General features: G+C 48.1%; 14 protein-coding genes and 1 pseudogene. All 15 read right to left on the reverse strand.

The window, feature by feature from the left end; all coding sequences use genetic code 11:
* Positions 1–26: 26 nt before the first annotated feature.
* The 15 genes and pseudogenes from tilS to mfd all read right to left on the reverse strand — a co-directional run bounded on the left by tilS (position 27) and on the right by mfd (position 18,024).
* A pseudogene (tilS, locus tag TCA2_RS28105) lies at positions 27–1,449 on the reverse strand (tRNA lysidine(34) synthetase TilS).
* Positions 1,450–1,499: 50 nt separating this feature from the next.
* A complete protein-coding gene (locus tag TCA2_RS24035; protein ID WP_337999940.1) occupies positions 1,500–2,432 on the reverse strand; it encodes a serine/threonine protein kinase in 933 nt (310 codons plus the stop codon).
* Entirely contained in the window at positions 2,416–3,162 is a 747-nt protein-coding gene (locus TCA2_RS24040) for a VWA domain-containing protein (RefSeq protein ID WP_047914145.1), read from the reverse strand. Before TCA2_RS24040 ends, TCA2_RS24035 begins: the two co-directional genes overlap by 17 nt.
* A 105-nt stretch (positions 3,163–3,267) precedes the next feature.
* Positions 3,268–5,772 (reverse strand): stage II sporulation protein E, encoded by a 2,505-nt coding sequence (gene spoIIE / locus TCA2_RS24045; protein ID WP_047914146.1) that lies wholly within the window; start codon positions 5,770–5,772, stop codon positions 3,268–3,270.
* A gap of 364 nt (positions 5,773–6,136) precedes the next feature.
* Positions 6,137–6,667 carry a S1 domain-containing RNA-binding protein gene (locus TCA2_RS24050; protein WP_047914147.1) on the reverse strand — a complete coding sequence of 177 codons (531 nt, stop codon included), beginning with the start codon at positions 6,665–6,667 and terminating at the stop codon, positions 6,137–6,139.
* Between the two features lie 188 nt (positions 6,668–6,855).
* A complete protein-coding gene (locus tag TCA2_RS24055) occupies positions 6,856–7,200 on the reverse strand; it encodes a septum formation initiator family protein (RefSeq protein ID WP_047914148.1) in 345 nt (114 codons plus the stop codon).
* Between the two features lie 33 nt (positions 7,201–7,233).
* Positions 7,234–7,803 (reverse strand): spore cortex biosynthesis protein YabQ, encoded by a 570-nt coding sequence (gene yabQ, locus TCA2_RS24060; RefSeq protein ID WP_047914149.1) that lies wholly within the window; start codon positions 7,801–7,803, stop codon positions 7,234–7,236.
* Complete coding sequence (yabP, locus tag TCA2_RS24065) at positions 7,800–8,084, reverse strand: sporulation protein YabP (protein WP_047914150.1); 285 nt, start codon at positions 8,082–8,084, stop codon at positions 7,800–7,802. Before yabP ends, yabQ begins: the two co-directional genes overlap by 4 nt.
* Before the next feature lie 127 nt (positions 8,085–8,211).
* Complete coding sequence (locus TCA2_RS24070) at positions 8,212–8,487, reverse strand: RNA-binding S4 domain-containing protein (protein WP_047914151.1); 276 nt, start codon at positions 8,485–8,487, stop codon at positions 8,212–8,214.
* Positions 8,488–8,760 (reverse strand): HU family DNA-binding protein, encoded by a 273-nt coding sequence (locus tag TCA2_RS24075; RefSeq protein ID WP_047914152.1) that lies wholly within the window; start codon positions 8,758–8,760, stop codon positions 8,488–8,490.
* A 298-nt stretch (positions 8,761–9,058) separates the two neighbouring features.
* Positions 9,059–10,558 carry a nucleoside triphosphate pyrophosphohydrolase gene (mazG, locus tag TCA2_RS24080; RefSeq protein ID WP_047914153.1) on the reverse strand — a complete coding sequence of 500 codons (1,500 nt, stop codon included), beginning with the start codon at positions 10,556–10,558 and terminating at the stop codon, positions 9,059–9,061.
* An 84-nt stretch (positions 10,559–10,642) separates the two neighbouring features.
* Positions 10,643–12,298, reverse strand: coding sequence for a polysaccharide biosynthesis protein (locus tag TCA2_RS24085; protein ID WP_047914154.1), 1,656 nt, complete (start codon positions 12,296–12,298; stop codon positions 10,643–10,645).
* A gap of 139 nt (positions 12,299–12,437) precedes the next feature.
* A complete protein-coding gene (gene spoVT / locus TCA2_RS24090; RefSeq protein WP_047914155.1) occupies positions 12,438–12,980 on the reverse strand; it encodes a stage V sporulation protein T in 543 nt (180 codons plus the stop codon).
* Positions 12,981–13,340: 360 nt separating this feature from the next.
* Positions 13,341–14,513 carry a peptidylprolyl isomerase gene (locus TCA2_RS24095; protein ID WP_047914156.1) on the reverse strand — a complete coding sequence of 391 codons (1,173 nt, stop codon included), beginning with the start codon at positions 14,511–14,513 and terminating at the stop codon, positions 13,341–13,343.
* Entirely contained in the window at positions 14,500–18,024 is a 3,525-nt protein-coding gene (gene mfd, locus TCA2_RS24100) for a transcription-repair coupling factor (protein WP_047914157.1), read from the reverse strand. Before mfd ends, TCA2_RS24095 begins: the two co-directional genes overlap by 14 nt.
* Between the last annotated feature and the right edge of the window lie 154 nt (positions 18,025–18,178).

Consider the following 18,178-nt stretch of genomic DNA (forward strand, 5'->3'; position numbering starts at 1 on the left):
TGCACCATTACTGTCACTCGGGCCCACTAAAGTTCCTCCACCAGCATTCGAATGATGGACGTAGAATCTTCACTTACCGGGAAATGAATCGAGCGACGTACGCCCGGAATCCAGATGATGTTTCCGGCACCATCGCATATTACGGGAATACGAGAACGCAGGGACGGCGGAATTTTGGCATCTATAAAAATATCTTTAACCTTTTTGCTTCCGTTTAATCCCATCACTTTCATGGTATCTCCAGGCAATCGCGAACGAATCGTAAGCGGCCATATGAATGTATTCGCATCAAACAGCGCTTCACTAGCAGAAACCGGCCTGAACCCATTGTCCAGACAGGATAAATGAAGTCTTGTGCCAATCTCAGTAAGATCCAATTGAGCGTCTCCATCCAAGAAATCCAACTGGTAATTATAATGCTCTGATACAGAAGACCTCTGGGTAGAAAAAATGATATTATCATATTCCCGAATGCAAACAATTCCTTGGCCAATATCGTGGCTCCACGTTGTGGGCTCATGCTGAACCGCACCTCTGCGAATGGTTTCAATCCTCGAAAAATCAACAAAATCATCGTTCGAAGGCAGATAATTTAATATTAATTTAATCAACCTCCGTTGTAAAGCGACATGTAGCTCCTTAAAATCAGTCACTTTAAAAGACAGGCTGCCCTCTGAATTTTGAACCATTTCGGAATACGTCTGCCGGGAGATGGTATCCATATAATCATCTTCAACACTCATGACCTCAGCCAAGCGATTCAGTGACTCTGTAAACTGACCATTATATTGCCCCAAAAAAGGAAGTACATCCAGTCTAATCGCATTTCTTCTGTACTTCGTACTCATATTGCTGCTGTCAATAACATAGGGCAGATCATATTGTTCACAATGATGAGCCAAGTCCGTCTTGTTAATACGTAGACAAGGTCGAATAAGTTCCACGTTTTTTCAAAACGTTTAATTTTATTCCGGTGAGTCCCGAAGGACCGCTCCCTCTTAGTAAATGAAGCAGTACTGTCTCCGCCTGATCATCGGCATGATGCGCCAGAGCAATACTATCCGCATTATATTGGGCAGCGATCTGATGAAGAAATTCATATCGCTTCTCACGTGAAGCATCCTGAGCATTCCTTCCGCTGTCTTCGACATACTGCGGTATATTTACCCTTGTCATCTCGAACGGAATCATTAGAGACTCGGCAAATTCCCGCACCATCTCTGCTTCCTGATCAGACTCTCTCCGAAAACCATGATGAACATGAGCACAGATCAGAGTAAGCGGTGTGTGGTATTGCGAGATTTGGTTCAGGATATGTAAAAGAGCCACAGAATCCGCCCCTCCGGATACTGCGACCACGATCCGGTAACCCGGCTGCCATAAACCAAAAGCCTCTGCCGTTTCTAGCACCTGAAGTGCCGTCTTGCTCAGCTTGTTGCGTCCTTCCATGCTGCTCCTTCTTTCTATCAATCAAGGTTAGCCTATGTACCTCTAAACCATCAGCGGAGCAGGAACATAATCGCTCCGGCCATGATTAGAGCAGATAATGCAAACGATGGAATTAACCATCTAGGAGCGGGCTCAGATCTGGACTCTCTTTGCCGTTTAACCGGTCCATACACATGCTTCTTCCAATGCAGAAATGCGATCTCTGCATTTTCAAATTTCCCTTGAACCGCTGGTGCAAGCCAGCTTTTATATGGAGAGAGCCTCTCGCTGCGCTGAATGAGTGCAGACAGTGGACCCATTCCCCGCAATTGGGGGAGACCTTCTCCGGCAAGCTGCTGTAACTCATCTCCCTCCAAGAGATGAATGAGCAGAAGTGCAAAGGAAAATACATCATATTCAGGATCCGCCACACGGCTTCCCGCGTTCCAGTATCCTCTATCATACCATTCTGTAAACTGCTTGACACTGCGTCCAACTGGACTTACTCCGCCGTAATCAATGAGCTCAACTTCCCCATACCGGGTGACGAGTACATTTTGCGGCTTTAGATCACAGAAGATATAACCCAGGCGATGCAGCTCGGCCAGCTTCTTCAGCAGCCTGAGTCCCGTAATCGTAATCCAGTCCGAGCCATGCTTCTGAATAAAATGATGGATAGGTTCTCCTCGAACATATTTCATCACATAGAAAGGAATATCGATACCATCAATCCGGTAATCATCCACTTCCTTAAGATAGGAAGCCGACTTATGTCCAGCTTGTGAATACTGACCTTCGAGCGATGTCAGGACATTAACTTCTGACTGCAAGTCTACTCCATTAAAGCCCATCTTCAACGCATACCGGCCTCCACCCGGTTCACGCTGAACCAAATAAACGATCCCGTTTGCTCCCTTACCCAGCGTTCTCAGGATAACATACTTGCCCTGTTTCCATTTGCCGGTTACCACCGTTCCAGGAGAAAAATCAGGATCCAGCGGCATAGTCACCCAGCATCCCTTCTTTAGTCCCTTGATCATAAGATATAAGCTCGTGTTCGTTTAGTGTACCATAACGGTAATAATCCATCACCTTTAATATTGCGGGTCCTGTCGGGGTTGCTCCCCTCATCTGGAGTCTGTTAAACATCGAGCGTAGGGCATGAACATCGTTCGTCCAAGGGATATCATTGACGGCATCCTCGCCCCCATGCTTTCCCGGAAAATGAAATACAGAAATCTGACTAATGCCTTCACGCGCTTGAAGGCTCAGCATTAAATCACGGATTCCTTCCTCAACAGCAGGAAGCTTGGGCTTCATGCTCGCACTAGCATCAATTAAGAGCGCGACCTGCAAGGGAGTCGTTTCACTCAAGTTGTCCATTACCTTCACAACCTCCGCACGCTGTTGCGGTGGCAGCTCCGTTAATGTCCCCTTGCCTAAAATTTGCTTCAGCTCTTTATTAACCGCCAGCTCAATTGTCTGAACCACCGTTTTGCGTGTCATCATCTGCATCGTCTTGGCCAAATGAGGCGTACCAACGATACGGCTGATCCCCCCGCCGGCCTTCGCGATCTCATCGATCTCCTGACTTCCCAGCTCTCCAATGGTCCCGTAATCCACTACTCCGACCACATTGACGGTAATGCCCTCCTCCAAGGCATGCGCCGCTGCAAGAACCGGACTTGATCCAACATTCGAACATCCATCTGTAATCAGCAAAATCTGCTTCATCCTTCATTCCCCTTTCAAATCAACTGGATCATTCCTATTATTTCCAGTGTTGATTTGATTCAAACGGGGGGTTTTTTTTCTTTTCTTCTATATAATAGAGCCTGATCAGCTGACTGTTCTCGGCCGCTCCATTCGATCCATTCCCGGAATACGCAGGGTTGCCCATTCAGGTCTGAAGTGATCTACTTTGCCGACTACAACCGTCATGTCATCATGAATTTTATTTTGCTGATAACGAATGACTCTCTCTAGCAGAATATCGGCAATTTCCTGTGGATCTTCGCTATCCAGCTCCTGGATCATCCGCTTCATCCACATTTCTTTATTCACCGCATAGCCGGGTGCATCATAGATGCCATCGGTCATCATAATGACGATATCCCCCGGATTCAGCTGGATACTGACAAGATCAACCTCAATATCTTTAATAATCCCTATCGGCAGATTGCTTGCAGACACAGGGATAACCTCATCTCCCCTCTTGATAAAGCTTGGTGTCGACCCAATCTTCAAGAAAGTGGACTGGGCAGAATATTGATCAATCAGTGCCATATCCACTGTGGCATAAATCTCTTCTGGAGATCGCAGCATCAGAATAGAATTGACAGACTTAATCGCCAGCTTGGCATCCATTCCCGATTGAAGCAGCTGCTCCAAAATGTTAAGGGCTGTGCTGCTCTCCATTCTTGCTCGTTCTCCATTGCCCATCCCATCGCTTAGCGCAACAGCAAAGGTACCGTTCCCAAGCTCGACTGTGCTGTAGCTGTCACCAGACAAGAGTCCTCCTCCCTTGGCCGCTCCCGCTACACCTGTGGTAACTTCATAGGTTTTTGCCGAACCGAAGGTAACCGTCGCCAATCCCTGTTTTGGTAAAGTCATAACCTCCTCTACTACAGCAATGTGTTCATCTAAAATATCGGACAGCAGTGGTGCAATAATTTTGCGGCATTCATCAAATCCTTTCGTATAAGCATGTACGATCTCAATCTCGACATGACCTGCGTCCAGGTTAATGATGTCGATGCTGTGAATGGATAAACCGAGCTGCTCCAAAGCAGAACGAATCTGATCCTCCTGCTTATGCATAATCGTCGTTTCCCGCTGAATCTCACGTGCCAGGTCCTCCATTACCTGAGACACGCCGGACAATTGCTCGGCAACCAGCACACGGCTGTCGTATATTTGCCGCTTCCATTGCATATTATCTTGGTATAGCCCGTACTGACGCTTCATCACGTCTAAGACAGCCTCCGTCTTGGCACAGGATTTCGTCCAGGAAGCAGGAATATCCTTAGCTTCAAAGTCTGGATTCTCTTCAATGGCCGACATCATCTCCGTCATATACTTATATGTCTGATAGAACTTCCCGTCCCAGCACTGAGACTGCTTGAAGCAGGCAGCACAAGTCCCGTCAGCCACCGCATTCATGAAATGCTCCATGTCCTGTTGTCCCTGCTTGATCTCAGGTGCCTCCGACATCTGATCAAAGCTCTTCGATAGCTGCTTAAATACCTGCGAGAATCTTGTTACACGTTCTGCTGTCAGATCTCGGATCCGCTTCGCATACTCATGCTGATTATGACTATGATCCTGCGTACCAGGTACGTATTTTGATATGACATTTAATATACTCTTCGGTGTCAGCAAAAAGAGCAATATCGCGGCACAGCTCTCATAGGTTGATGTGATCACATCTCCTGTTCCACCCAGATAAATGGCTAGAATGGAGGAGCCAAGCAGCATCCCTAGAGAGACAGCCATCTTCTTCCCTTCCTTCAGCATCCCCGCCAGCATACCGGAGAAAGCAAGCAAGCTCATCTGATAGATCGCTGACATATTGGCCAGACTTAAGATCAGTCCCGTGATTACCCCAACCGATGCGCCAAGCGGTGCACCCCCTACTAGGGCAAAAACCAGAATAAGATATCGTGACAGTACATTCTCTGCGGATAGATTATATACCGTAAAACCGACAGCCCCTGTCATAACGGATGCCAGTAGAATGATAAGACACAGGATCTCCTCGCTGCGGAGGTTTACATTCTTCTTGCGATAGGTGAACACGGGAATGGCTTGAATAAACACAAGAGTGAGCACGAAGCTGAGTACGGCATCGATGGTCATCATTAGGACCGCGTACCATGTGAATGAGGGTCCGATCAGGACGGTAAACAAATTGACCATAAAGGCTGAAGTGAATACCATCACTGGTGCGTAAGACAGCTCGGTTTTGCCAAAAGACGAGAGACCTCGATAGAGCAGATAGAAAATGCTGACCTCGGCGGCGATCGTAAATAGTGTGGGATAGGGTGCGAAAAACCCTCCGGCCAAAATAGCGATCCCTACCGGGAGCAAAAAATCTCTTCTCAGGAACATAATGACGGCGAAGTAGGCTATGGCAAAGGGAGACAGCTCGTCCAATATCATAGCCTTTCCGAGCAAAAAACCCATTACCGTCAGCAGAATCATCCATTTCTTCTCCGCAATGAACTGTACGGCCTTCAGCGATCCCGCCCAGGATTTAATTCTCGTGCCCGCTTCTTTACGAATGGCTTTGCCTCCTTTGCCTGTTCTCAGTCCAGGGAAAGGTATTACATTCCACTTGTCCATTAATTTGGCACCCCAATCGTTTGATTTGATGGTACCCATTATAGTCAGCTTGTTCTGTGAAAGTTTGTCAGAAACACAGACCGTGCCAAAAGAAATTTCCGACAAAAACAGGGAGTGTGCGAAAGTTCAGAGAAACGCAGGCGAATGAAGCGCCTGTCTAGGTTCGTCCGTTCCCACTCGAATCAAGTTACTCTATTCTGCATGTACCCTTCCGCCTAAATTTGCTAGCGATATGAAAAGAGAATACCGGAATTCGCTTGAAACCTGTCGGACGATTCTTCACAAGCGACAAAAAAACCACAGACTCTAAAAGTCTGTGGTTCTTCCATACGTTACAATCTATGCGTAAGATCAGGTTGATAACTTACATACGTTTCGCGCCGCGGCCTCCACGTTTGCCTTCCGTGTTCTTCTTCAGCGACGAAATTCGCTCTTCACTGTCTTTTAGGAAGCGTGACATTTTATCCTCGAATGAAGGCTTGCCAAACGAAGGCTTGCCGGAAGAAGGTTTGTAAGGACGCCCTCCCCGTTCACGATTGTTATAGCTACCGCCGCCACTACCGCTGCCGCCGCCGCCAAATCGTTCTCTGTCTCCACCTGTGCGTTCCGGTCTTGGTGCTCTTGGCGGACGAGCTTGTTGTTGTACTTCACCTGCAGGACGATCTACCGCCTGCTTAATGGAAAGTCCAATTTTGCCGTCTTTATCAACGTTAATAACCTTAACGGTTACGGCGTCATTGATCTTCAGGTGATCATTGACATCCTTAACGTAATTATCGGCGATTTCCGAGATGTGAACGAGACCCGTGACACCTCCTGACAGATCCACAAATGCTCCAAAATGCGTGATGCCTGTCACTTTGCCCTCTAACTTGGTGCCCACTTCAATTGCCATAGAATAAAATGATCCTCCCTTAAAATTATACAACCCGATTTTTGAATCTAATCTGTTGCGGTATGTCAATTATACCTTATGCCACAAAGCAAGGTCAACTGAGCGGACGCCTGCTTTAGAGCCTATTTTACGGTTATATATGCATCAAATACCAGTAATATTGTCTGATTACAGAGTACCTGCCTGTCCTATTCGTCTACTGGATAAATGGGTGTCTCGCCCGGTAGAAACATCCCGTATTTCTTCCGTGCCAGCTGCCCAATATATTCTGGATCCTGCAGCCGCTCCACTTCGTTGGACAGTTCCGTCTTCTCCTTCTGAGCCTCAGCATTGACCTTCGTTGCCTGCTCAAGCTTGGCACTCTTGTCCGCCATTTGAACAGACTGACTATAAAACGTGTATCCTGCCCACCCTGTAAAGCAAATCATAAAGGTAAGCCACAGCATGATTCGCCTACGCGCCCCCGTCGTTTTTAGTTTTTGTGTATTTCCTTGAGATGTACTTCGAGCATGACGTCCAGACGGTTTACTCATCCGTGGAACCTCCTTCATCCTAATCAGGGTGGTCTAGAACCAATAGGTCCACCACTCTTTAATCCGAACCCATACACTTTGCAGCCACATCGGCGTCTTCCATCTGCTGAGCAGTGGCCTAAGCGGCCAATAGAGCAGCTTCAATATTGGTCTGAACAACTGGTACAGCATCTTGATGATAAAAATAAACGCAGCCATGATAAATCCGAATAAAATGCGCAGGATTCTTAGTATCCCTTTGATCGGAAGAACGATCAGTACATTTAATATCCGGTAAACCACATATGCCAAACGTTTTACAATTCCAATTAACATTACCACAAATTTTTGGATCGTAACACTTAAAACCAAAAAATAGATCCAAACCCCTATGAACAGACCTAAAAAGACATAAAACCTCAAGTCTCCATGGTTAACGGAATAGAGTGTTCGAAATATAAATAAGGCTGCAATCAGCCAGTACATCAAATCAAGGATATGAATGCTCCACCGCGGAAATCTTAACTGGCCTGACAGCACCCGGTAACTGTCATACACAATTCCCATAATCCCTCCGGAGAGGAGCATCCATCCCAGCGTAAGCCACTGAAGCTCAGGATTCATCGAAACAGCTTGCCAAGAAGCCCCTTACCAGATTTAACATTAGAACCGGGATCTAGATATACAAGGGAGCTGACGTACCCTTCAATTGAGAGCAATCCTTCCTCCAAGCTGAGGTTCTTAATATGTAAATTGTTGCCCCGAATCGTCAGATGTCCGAGCTCTGTCTTGAGCAGAAATTCCTCACTATCAAAGCTCTCTACATTCATGACACCCGTAATATCGAGCAGCTTCCGATTCTGAATCGACATGCTGTGCTGTTTCAGCTTCGTTTGTTCCATCATGGCATGTACCCCTCCCTTCTTACACCTAGCTTATGGGCGAGATACAGAGATTAGAACATACCATGAATAGAAAAAAACACTCTATCCGACCAAGGGATAGAGTGCTCTTCCATGATGTTGACGGCATTTAAAAAATTCCATTATCCTTAGCGATGGCTTCTTCCTTCACCACAGAGAACAAGCTGGATGCCTCTTCCTTACGTGTACTCTCGGCTAATCGCTCAACGCGAACCGTAACGAGCTTCTGCCCGAATTGGACCGTGATCTCGTCACCCACCTTAACACTTGTGCTGGGCTTCGCCTCGCGTCCATTGATCAGCACTCTCCCCTGCTCAGAGACATCCTTCGCCACGGTACGGCGCTTAATTAGCCTGGACACTTTAAGAAATTTATCAACACGCATTTACTTTACGGCTTCTTTAAGTTTATTGCCCGCTTTAAAAGCTGGAACATTAGAAGCAGGGATTTCGATCGCTGTTCCTGTTTGCGGGTTGCGTCCCGTACGTCCGGAACGTTTGCGAGTTTCAAAAGTACCGAAACCGATCAATTGAACTTTATCGCCGCTTGCAAGTGCATCCGTAATTTCACCCAAGAAATTGTTAAGTACAGACTCTACGTCTTTTTTAGTTAATCCGCTCTTTTCAGAGATGTTGTTAATTAGATCTGTTTTGTTCATGATTAAAAGCCTCCCAAATTAAAGAAAATGATACGTAACTAAAGCCGTAGCGCACTAACGCTGTCCTGTCACGTAACTTTACTATTTTTCTATTCTTGCTTATACCGGAAAAATCCTTCTGTGACGGATCTTTTTTTGTGACATCCCCGGTATTTGTCCCATGGTTTGATCAAGAATACGATATTTTAGGGGCCATTGTCAAACAAGGCCGCCTCTCGCGAAATAGGAATGCTATTCCAATTCCTTATTCGCTGAATCCATTTCTCAACATGACCTTGGAGCGATGAAGCAGGTTCCATCAAAAATCCTTTAGTACTTGCTTCGCTTCCTGCCAGTATCCTTCCATCTCATCCAAGCTGCTGTCATGGACCGTACGTCCCTGCTCGGCCAGCCGCTGCTCAATGTAGCGGAATCTGCGGCTAAACTTGCGGTTTACGGCAGACAGCGCCTCCTCCGGATCAGCATCAATGAACCTTGCGATATTGACGGACGCAAACAAAATGTCACCGAGCTCCAGCATTTGCTCCTGTGGAGACTGCCCTTCGGCAATCGATTCCTTCAGCTCAGCCAGCTCCTCCTCGACTTTGGCGATGACGCCGCTTACGTCGTCCCAGTCAAACCCGACTTTGGCCGCTTTCTTCTGAAGCTTGTACGATTTCATCACAGCAGGCAGATCTCTTGGGATCCCCGCCAGGGCCGATGTATCTTCGCTCTCTTGCCCTTTGCGCTTCTTCTCCTCAAGCTTCATCGCTTCCCAGTTCGCGAGCGCCTCGCCTGCATCCTCTGCTTGGTTATCGCCAAAGACGTGCGGATGACGGAAGATCAGCTTATCATTCAGCGTTTCAATCACGTCATATACGTTAAATGAGCCCAGCTCCTCCTCCATTTGGGAGTGAAGCATAATTTGGAGCAGCAAATCTCCAAGCTCCTCCTTCATGTGGTCTGGGTCATCATCATCGATGGTTTCCAGCACTTCATAGGTCTCCTCAATCAGATTCTTGCGGATCGAAGCATGCGTCTGCTCGCGGTCCCATGGACAGCCTTCCGGGCTGCGGAGAATGGCCACAATTTCGTGCAAACGGCTGAAGGTACGTCTGCGCAGCTGCTCATCGTCTCTTCTCGGTACATAGATCAAGGATAGATTGCCGTACCCTTCTACCCGATCCAGCTCATATAGCGGAACTTCATGAATTTGCTCCTGACCCTCCACCCCGAGCGCATGGCAGGCATAGACCAGAGTATCGTCAGGATAGACCTCCATCAGGCTCAGCTTCACATCGGAAGCGGTAAACATATCATACACCTGTCCTATCACCGTATGGAGCTGAGGATGAAACAGGCTTGCGTCAATGACACCGGCATCAAGCAGCTGAAAGCCTTCAATCGGATCAAAGCCGAGCCTAGTGAAGGCTTCATCCAGGAAGCTCTCCCCGCCGAGTACCGTCAGCTCTATTCCCCGCTCTGGACAACGCTCCTTCAGGAGGCGAACTGTAGCTTCCGCTACCATGGGGTGTCCGGGTACAGCGTACACGATCTCTTCCCCTGCGGCCGCTCCGGCTGCCAGCTGGATCAGCTCCTCCGTAATCGCATCATAGACCTCGGGGAAAGAACTCTTGGCTTCATATATATTATCGAAAGAAGTAATCGTTAATTGTAGATCTGACAGATCATTAAACACCGGATGATCGAGTGTCCGTGCATAGACATGCGGCGCTTGCTTCAACCTCTTCAGTATTCCAAGCGTCAGCTGGTCTTCTCCTCCCGAACCGAGACCAACAACCGTGATCGCTCCGCTCATAAGCATTACCTCCAAAATAGTTTAAGTCGTATTAACTATAACACAGCCCGACAGCCTGCATGCAGTCATCAGGATGCAGGCGGCTCACAGCAGCTTCAGCTTCTGCAGCAGCTGTGTGAGCTTCGCTCCCTTCGGCAGCACGGCAATCTCTGCTGCCGTAATCAGCTTCGTGCGGATGGCTCCCAGCACGAAGACAAGCACGCCTGCTGCAACACCCAGCAGGCTCTGGACGAGCGCGGTGATTCTCCCATCCGCGCTAAGCCCCGCGACGCTTGTGCACAGCACAGCAGCGCCTGCGGAGACCATCGCCGCGAAGACAGCCATCGCGGCGGTCACCAGCGCCGGCTTGAGTAACGCGGCGCTGGGGGACACACGCAGCTGCAAGAGCCTTGCCAGCAGCAGCGCGTTCATGGCGGCTGCAGCGGCAAAGGCTGCCGCAGACGAGATGGCCGCTCCGCTGATTCCGAGCGGCGGCACGAGTATGAGGTTCAGCAGCGTCTTAATCGCTGCTGCTGCCAGCATGATAAGCGCAGGCGCTTTGGCGCTGCCGAGCCCCTGCAGTAAGGCAGCAGCGATGACGCTGACGGTGCTCCCTGCAGCAGATAACGCGAGTATACGGAGCGTGATCGTCCCTTCTGCGTTCATATACAGCATGCGGTTAATCGGCTCTGCCAGCACCATAATGCCAATCGAAGCGGCAAGTCCAATCAGCCAGAACCACTTCAATGCCAGACTGCTGTGTCTTTGAATTCCCGCTTGGTCCTGTCTGATCTTGGCCTCTGCCAGAGCAGGCACGAATAATACCGATAAAGATGTAGCCAGCATAGTCACAAGCTGGACCAGCGGCAATCCCCGATTATAAATGCCGAATGTCTGCATCGCTTCCAGATCATTTAGTCCTTCCTGCTTTAACAGCCGAGGGACGGTAAAGGTATCTACCATATTAATTAAAGGCACAGCAACCGAGCCGAGAGCAACCGGGATGGCATATCTCAGTACTGTCCGGAGCAGCGCACCCGTGGATTTTCCCTCCGGAGCCAAAGGCTGTGTCCCTATTCGAGGACTGCTCTGACTTTGTCGAAATCCCCTTGACCGAGATCGTATCAGCCAAAATATCCACATCACGACTAGACCTGCCGCGCCCCCTGCTGCGGAACCCAGCATAGCCCCAGCGGCAATATTCTCTGCACTGGCGCCATATCCCATGAGCAGAAATAATACAATTAACATAACAGTCACACGTATCGTTTGCTCGGTAACCTGAGACACCGCAGTCGGTACCATGTTCTGAAGACCTTGAAAGTAGCCTCTCAGCCCTGCCATCACCGGCACGAATAGCAAGGAGAGAGAGGCTGCCCGTACCGATGAAATAACCTCACTGTTATCGATCAGACGACCAATCAGCGGTGCACTCCAATAAGTAAGGACACAGAGACATCCTCCTACGATGGCAAGCAGTATGGTGGTCGCCTTCAGTACTTTACGGCCCTCTTCTTCGTCACCTCTTGCTTCTGCCTCTGCCACAAGCTTGGATACCGCAATAGGAAAGCCGGCGGTCGCCAGTGTAACGAGCATGATATAAAAAGGATAGACCGTATTGTATATACCGAATACGCCGTCTCCGGCAATATTTTGCAGCGGGATCTTCTGCAGTGTCCCAATCAGTTTGGATAAGATCGCAGCGCTGCTTAGAACAAAAGCACCTTGAAGCAGCTTTTTACCCGAATTGGATGAGTTCATCTATGTATACCTGCTTTGTTATAAAATAAAGGTGAAGTACATGATCTCTATTATACGAGCTTTTTGCATAAATCCCAAAACAAGCTTTAAAAAAAGCAAAGAACTCCTGCCTGTTGGAAGGCGGGAGTTCTTCTGCACGCTACTGCTCCATTTGTTTCCCAAGGAATGCGGCAGCGGTTTCAGCCATTTTGGTCTCGAGCTGAGACATTTTAGTGGATTCGTCCTTGCTGTACATAATGACTGCACCAATCGGGTCTCCTCCCGATATGATCGGTGCTACAACATAGGATGATAAAGGTTCGATATGATCTTTAGCTAATTCATAAGATCCGTTGCTGTTCTCAAGCAATGTCTTGCGGTTATCCATTGACGTTTCTACCATATGACCAATCTGCTTATCCAAATATTCCTTCTTTGATCCGCCTGCCACAGTAATAATCGTATCCCGATCTGAGATTAACGTTACATGGCCGGTACTTTCATACAGTGATTCTGCATACTCCTTCGCAAAATCGCCAAGCTCTCCAATGGGAGAGTACTTCTTCAGAATGACCTCGCCGTCACGGTCCACAAAAATCTCGAGCGGGTCTCCCTCGCGAATTCGCAAAGTACGGCGAATCTCTTTCGGAATAACCACACGACCAAGATCATCAATACGGCGGACGATACCAGTAGCTTTCATTTACATGTTGCCCCACTTTCTCGAGAAGATTTTTCAACTACTGTTCCTTTTATGAGGAGGGTCCAGGGTAGTTAAGTGTGATTTCTATATAGAGTGAACTAAAGAAAAATATGTTCATCACAGGTAACAGACCGGCCCTAATGTGCTGGGCCCCCTGCAGTGATTTCAGGGTTAGTCCTGCCACCAGATCCACCTCTGATCAAAATAATGACGATGCAAAACTTTAGTTCAATCTATCTAGACCATAGTATTCTTCTGTTCCCAGTTCCTTATACATGAAATATACAATAAGTTCCTAAGTGCAGAATCCGCTCTCATCCAAAAAGAAAAGGCGCGGTTTCCCGCGCCTCAGCCTTGTTCTTATTTACCATCGGTATTCGATTCTGTACTCTCGCCTTCTGTTCCCGAATCGGCTGCGCCCTCGTCACCTGTCGATCCTTCTTCAGAACCTTCGGTTCCAGCATCAGTTCCCTCAGTTCCTTCGGTGCCTTCCGTACCCTCTGTACCTTCGGTACCTTGTTCAGCAGCCGGATTCGCAGGCAGTTTGATCTCGCCTTCAATGACTCCATCCACTTCATTCGTCATAAATTCCTGAACTTCCACGTTCACGACAGAGCTCTTGAGCAGCTTCGTTTGCGCTTCTGTTAACTCTTCAAAGGTCGGCTCTGTACGTTTCTCGACCTTAATAATATGGTAGCCGTAATCCGTTTCGACCGGCTCACCAATGACACCCTCCTCTTGGGTTTTTGCCGCTTCCTTGAAAGCTTCTACCCAATTCGTAACCGGTGTGTCCTCATACAATCCACCGTTTTCTGCCGATCCCGGGTCTTCAGAATACTCTTTGGCGACGGCAGCAAAATCTTCACCTTTGTCCAGCTTGGCTTTGACTTCCTTCGCAAGTTTAAGAGCTTCCCCTTCCGGGCGAGCTTCCCCTGACTCAGGATCTGTGTTGCTGATCAGCACATGACGAACACTTGCTGTAATAAATTGATCTTTACTAGCTTCATACTCTGTCTTCACCTGCTCGTCAGTTACATCCTGTGACTTGTACTCAATCAGGCTCAAGACACGTGTCATGTAATTCTTAAGCTCGTCCTCTGTCACTTCGTAATCCTTAAGCATCTGACTCCAGGCTTCGTCTCCGCCAACCTGAGTCTTCATTTGAGTGATCTGGGCTTCTGCCTCTTCAAGGCCTTTTTCCCCTGCTTCTTGAGACACGTCTTTACTCAAATATTCATACGCTACCTGCTGTTTCACAAACATCTCGCGCATTTCATCCATCTGCAGGTAGGCTGCAATCGTTGGATTCATGAATTCCATAATCTTGAGCTCTGCATTGAATTCCTTCTCCGTGATTTCGCCGCCTTTATATTTTACAACCACACTGCTCGTGTCGCCTTCAATTGAATTATTAAAGCTGGTGCTGCCTCCTCCCGCATCATTGCTTCCGCATGCTGCCAGAAGAGATATCGATAGAGCGCCGACAGCGGTCACCGCGATCGTCTTCCAGGTTTTTCTGTTATTTTGCAACATCCTGTAGTTCCCCCTTTGATTTGAATGCATCCTTCATGGCTGCAAGAAACTTCTCTAATGTTTGGAGCATTTCTTGATCACTCAGACCCTTGCCTTTAATATGGACGATCATGCTCTGTCCTTGTTCAAATTGTACACGTCTTTCGAATTGATTGCCAATCCTTGCAAGCTTAGCGCCATCCACTGCTTTTTCGCGTCCTTCATAGAACTTCACAGAGATTTGGTCCCCGCGCTGCACAATGGTCTCGATCCCGTATTTCTTGCCGTATATTTTGAGTCTGGCCACAGACAGCAGATTCGTAACAGCTTCCGGCAGATCTCCAAACCGATCAACCAGCTCATCCTCAAGCTCCATTGCATCATCAAATGCAGCGAGCACAGCAACCTTCTTATAAATCTCGATCTTCTGAATACTATCATAGATATAATCAGAAGGCAGATACGCATCAATACTAATGTCAATGGACGTGCTCCAGCTCTGCTCCTGCGGTGCTTCTTCTCCGAGCATTGTTACTTTGCGTCGATTGATCTCTTCTGACAGCATCTGAGAGTACAGATCAAACCCGACAGAGGCGATGAAGCCATGCTGCTCTGCACCGAGCAAATTCCCGGCCCCGCGGATAGACAGATCGCGCATCGCAATTTTGAATCCAGAGCCAAGCTCTGTAAATTCCTTGATGGATTGCAGTCTTTTCTCCGCTACTTCAGTAAGCACTTTGTCTCTTTGGTACGTGAAATAGGCATACGCAATCCGATTCGAACGCCCTACCCTGCCGCGCAGCTGATACAGCTGGGACAAGCCCATTTTATCCGCATCATGCACGATCAGTGTATTCACGTTTGGTATGTCAACCCCGGTCTCGATGATACTGGTGCTGACCAGCACATCAAATTCACCATCCAGGAAATCAAGAATCGTTTTTTCTAGTTCAGTTTCGGACATTTGGCCGTGACCAACCCCCACTCTTGCCTCAGGGACAAGTGCGGAAATCTCTGCTGCCATCTCCTGTATACCTTGGACTCGGTTGTACAAGTAGTACACTTGACCGCCTCGCGCCAGTTCCCGCTCAATCGCTTCACGAACAAGCGTCTGACTATGCTCAACAACATACGTTTGTACGGGAAAGCGATTCTCCGGTGGTGTTTCGATAACCGACAAATCTCTTACCCCCAGCATGGACATATGCAGCGTTCTCGGAATCGGCGTAGCTGTGAGTGTAAGCACATCGACATTGGTCTTTAGCTTCTTCAGCTTCTCTTTATGCGTTACACCGAATCGCTGCTCTTCATCCACAATCAGCAACCCGAGATCCTTAAACACAAGATCCTGAGAGAGTAAACGATGTGTACCAATGACGATATCAATCGTTCCTTGCTTGATGCCTTTGGCCGTCTCGTTCTGCTCTTTGCGTGTACGGAAACGGCTAAGAACACTGACATTAAACGGATACCCGGAGAAGCGTTCACGGAATGTCTCGTAATGCTGCTGAGCCAGAATGGTCGTCGGTACAAGAACAGCAACCTGTTTGCCTTCAATCGCCGCCTTGAATGCAGCACGAATGGCGACCTCTGTTTTACCGTAACCTACATCTCCACACAGAAGTCTGTCCATTGGACGACCCTGCTCCATATCCTTCTTGATTTCCTCTATAGCACGAACCTGATCCCGCGTTTCGTCATATGGGAACATGTCCTCAAATTCCTGCTGCTCTGCGGTATCCTTATCAAAGGCATACCCAGGAGAGGATTGCCGCTCTGCATAGAGCTTAATCAGGTCATCGGCTATATCCTGGACAGAGCTGCGGACTTTATTTTTAACACGGGTCCATTCATTCCCGCCCAGCTTATAGATCTTCGGCTCCTTCTCTTCTGAACCGACATACTTCTGAATGAGATCGATCTGCTCGATTGGAACAGACAGCTTGTCGCCGCCTGCATATAAAATATGCATGTAATCTTTATGGATACCGCCTACTTCAAGTGTGCCGATCCCCATATATTTACCGATTCCATGATTTTGATGTACGACGTAATCTCCAACCTTGAGCTCACTGTAGCTCTTGATCCGCTCTGCATTGTCCACATTGCGCATCGGCTTCCGTACTTTGCGCTGTTTTTGAGAGAACATCTCTCCCTCAGTAATAACAGCCAGCTGAATAGAAGGCATTTCAAATCCGCTTTGCAGATTCCCAATGACCATGTTTGGCTCATGGATGTCATAGTCCTGCAGCACTTTACGCATTCGATCGAGCCGTTCCTCGCCGCTGGCCATCATAACGACGTTGACACCTGCTTTTTGCCAGCGCTCCATCTCTGCCTTAAGCACATTCATTTGGCCATGGAAATCCTGCATACTGCGGCTGACCATATTTAGGATGTTCTGCGGCTGTGTGTGCGGTACCTGACGAAGGAAGATGGATACGAATAAGGTCTGGAACGGCCGATGGTACAGCACCTGATCATGGTCAAGAGAGAGCGTAAGCTGCGGCAGCGTTTTGCCGTTTTGCAGCAAATGAACACTCCACTCCGATTCATCACGTTCGAGCTGTTTCCCTGTCTCCAAGAGTCTTGCCGGCTCATCCATGATAAGAATGGTATCCTCAGGCATGTAGTTATAGATGGTCTGCTTCTCTGGATACAGCTCTGTTACATATTTATAGATTTCAGGAAAATAGACATGCTCGCGCAGCAGCTCGATTTCACGATGGATCTCCTCGCGCAGACGCAGCTTCGCTTGGCGGTCCGTTGTTTTATCGAGCTGCTCTTCGAGCAGAATCACTGTTCGATCCGCAGCCTGTTCCATTCTCTCCTGGCTTGCAATCAGTTCCTTACACGGTGTTATCCTCACTTGCTCTACTCGGTCTATTGACCGCTGGTCTGCGGGATCAAATGTCCGTATCGAGTCAATTTCATCATCAAACAGCTCAATACGATAAGCCAGCTCGGCCGTGAGTGGGAAGAAATCAATGATTCCTCCGCGTACACTCATCTCACCTTGAGATTCAACGCGCTCAACGCGTTCATATCCGAGCTCAACCATACGTTTGAGAAATTGCTCCAGCTCAATCGTTCCGCTCTGCTTAAGAGTAATCTCTGCACTTGCTATCACCTGCGGAGCAGGAAGGTAGCGTCTTGCGCCAGAGAGTGGAATCACAACAATGCCCCGAAAACCGGCTGCACACTTCAGTAATACTTCAATGCGCTGAGCAAGTGTTTCAGGACTGGAAATTGCTGCTTCTGCAGCAATCAATTCATTGGCCGGATATAGCAGCACTTGATCGGCAGAAAGCGCTTCCTGTAAGTCTTCTGCCACTTTCTGTGCCGCAAACATATTATGAGTCACCACGAGCATCGGTCGATCCAGCTGTTTATGCATAGCAGCCATCATAACCTGGCGAGCTGAACCCGACAATCCGGAGATGAGCTGCTCCTTCATTCCTGACCGAATACCGGAAGTTATCGATTCAAAATCGGAATCTTTAGTAAAAGCTTCAATAAGTGCTTGTAGCAAAAGGGGCACCTCTCTTATAACTTACTTTACTTTTAATATAACCTGTCATTCTCTTTATAACTGTAAACATATGGATAATGAATCTGATTTCATCATAATCTTTTTTGACGGACCTGACCAGCAAAAGTGGGCGGGCTGCAGCCAGATAACTGAA

It is taken from the genome of Paenibacillus sp. TCA20, assembly GCF_000732325.1.
Taxonomy (GTDB): Bacteria; Bacillota; Bacilli; order Paenibacillales; family Paenibacillaceae; genus Paenibacillus; species Paenibacillus urinalis.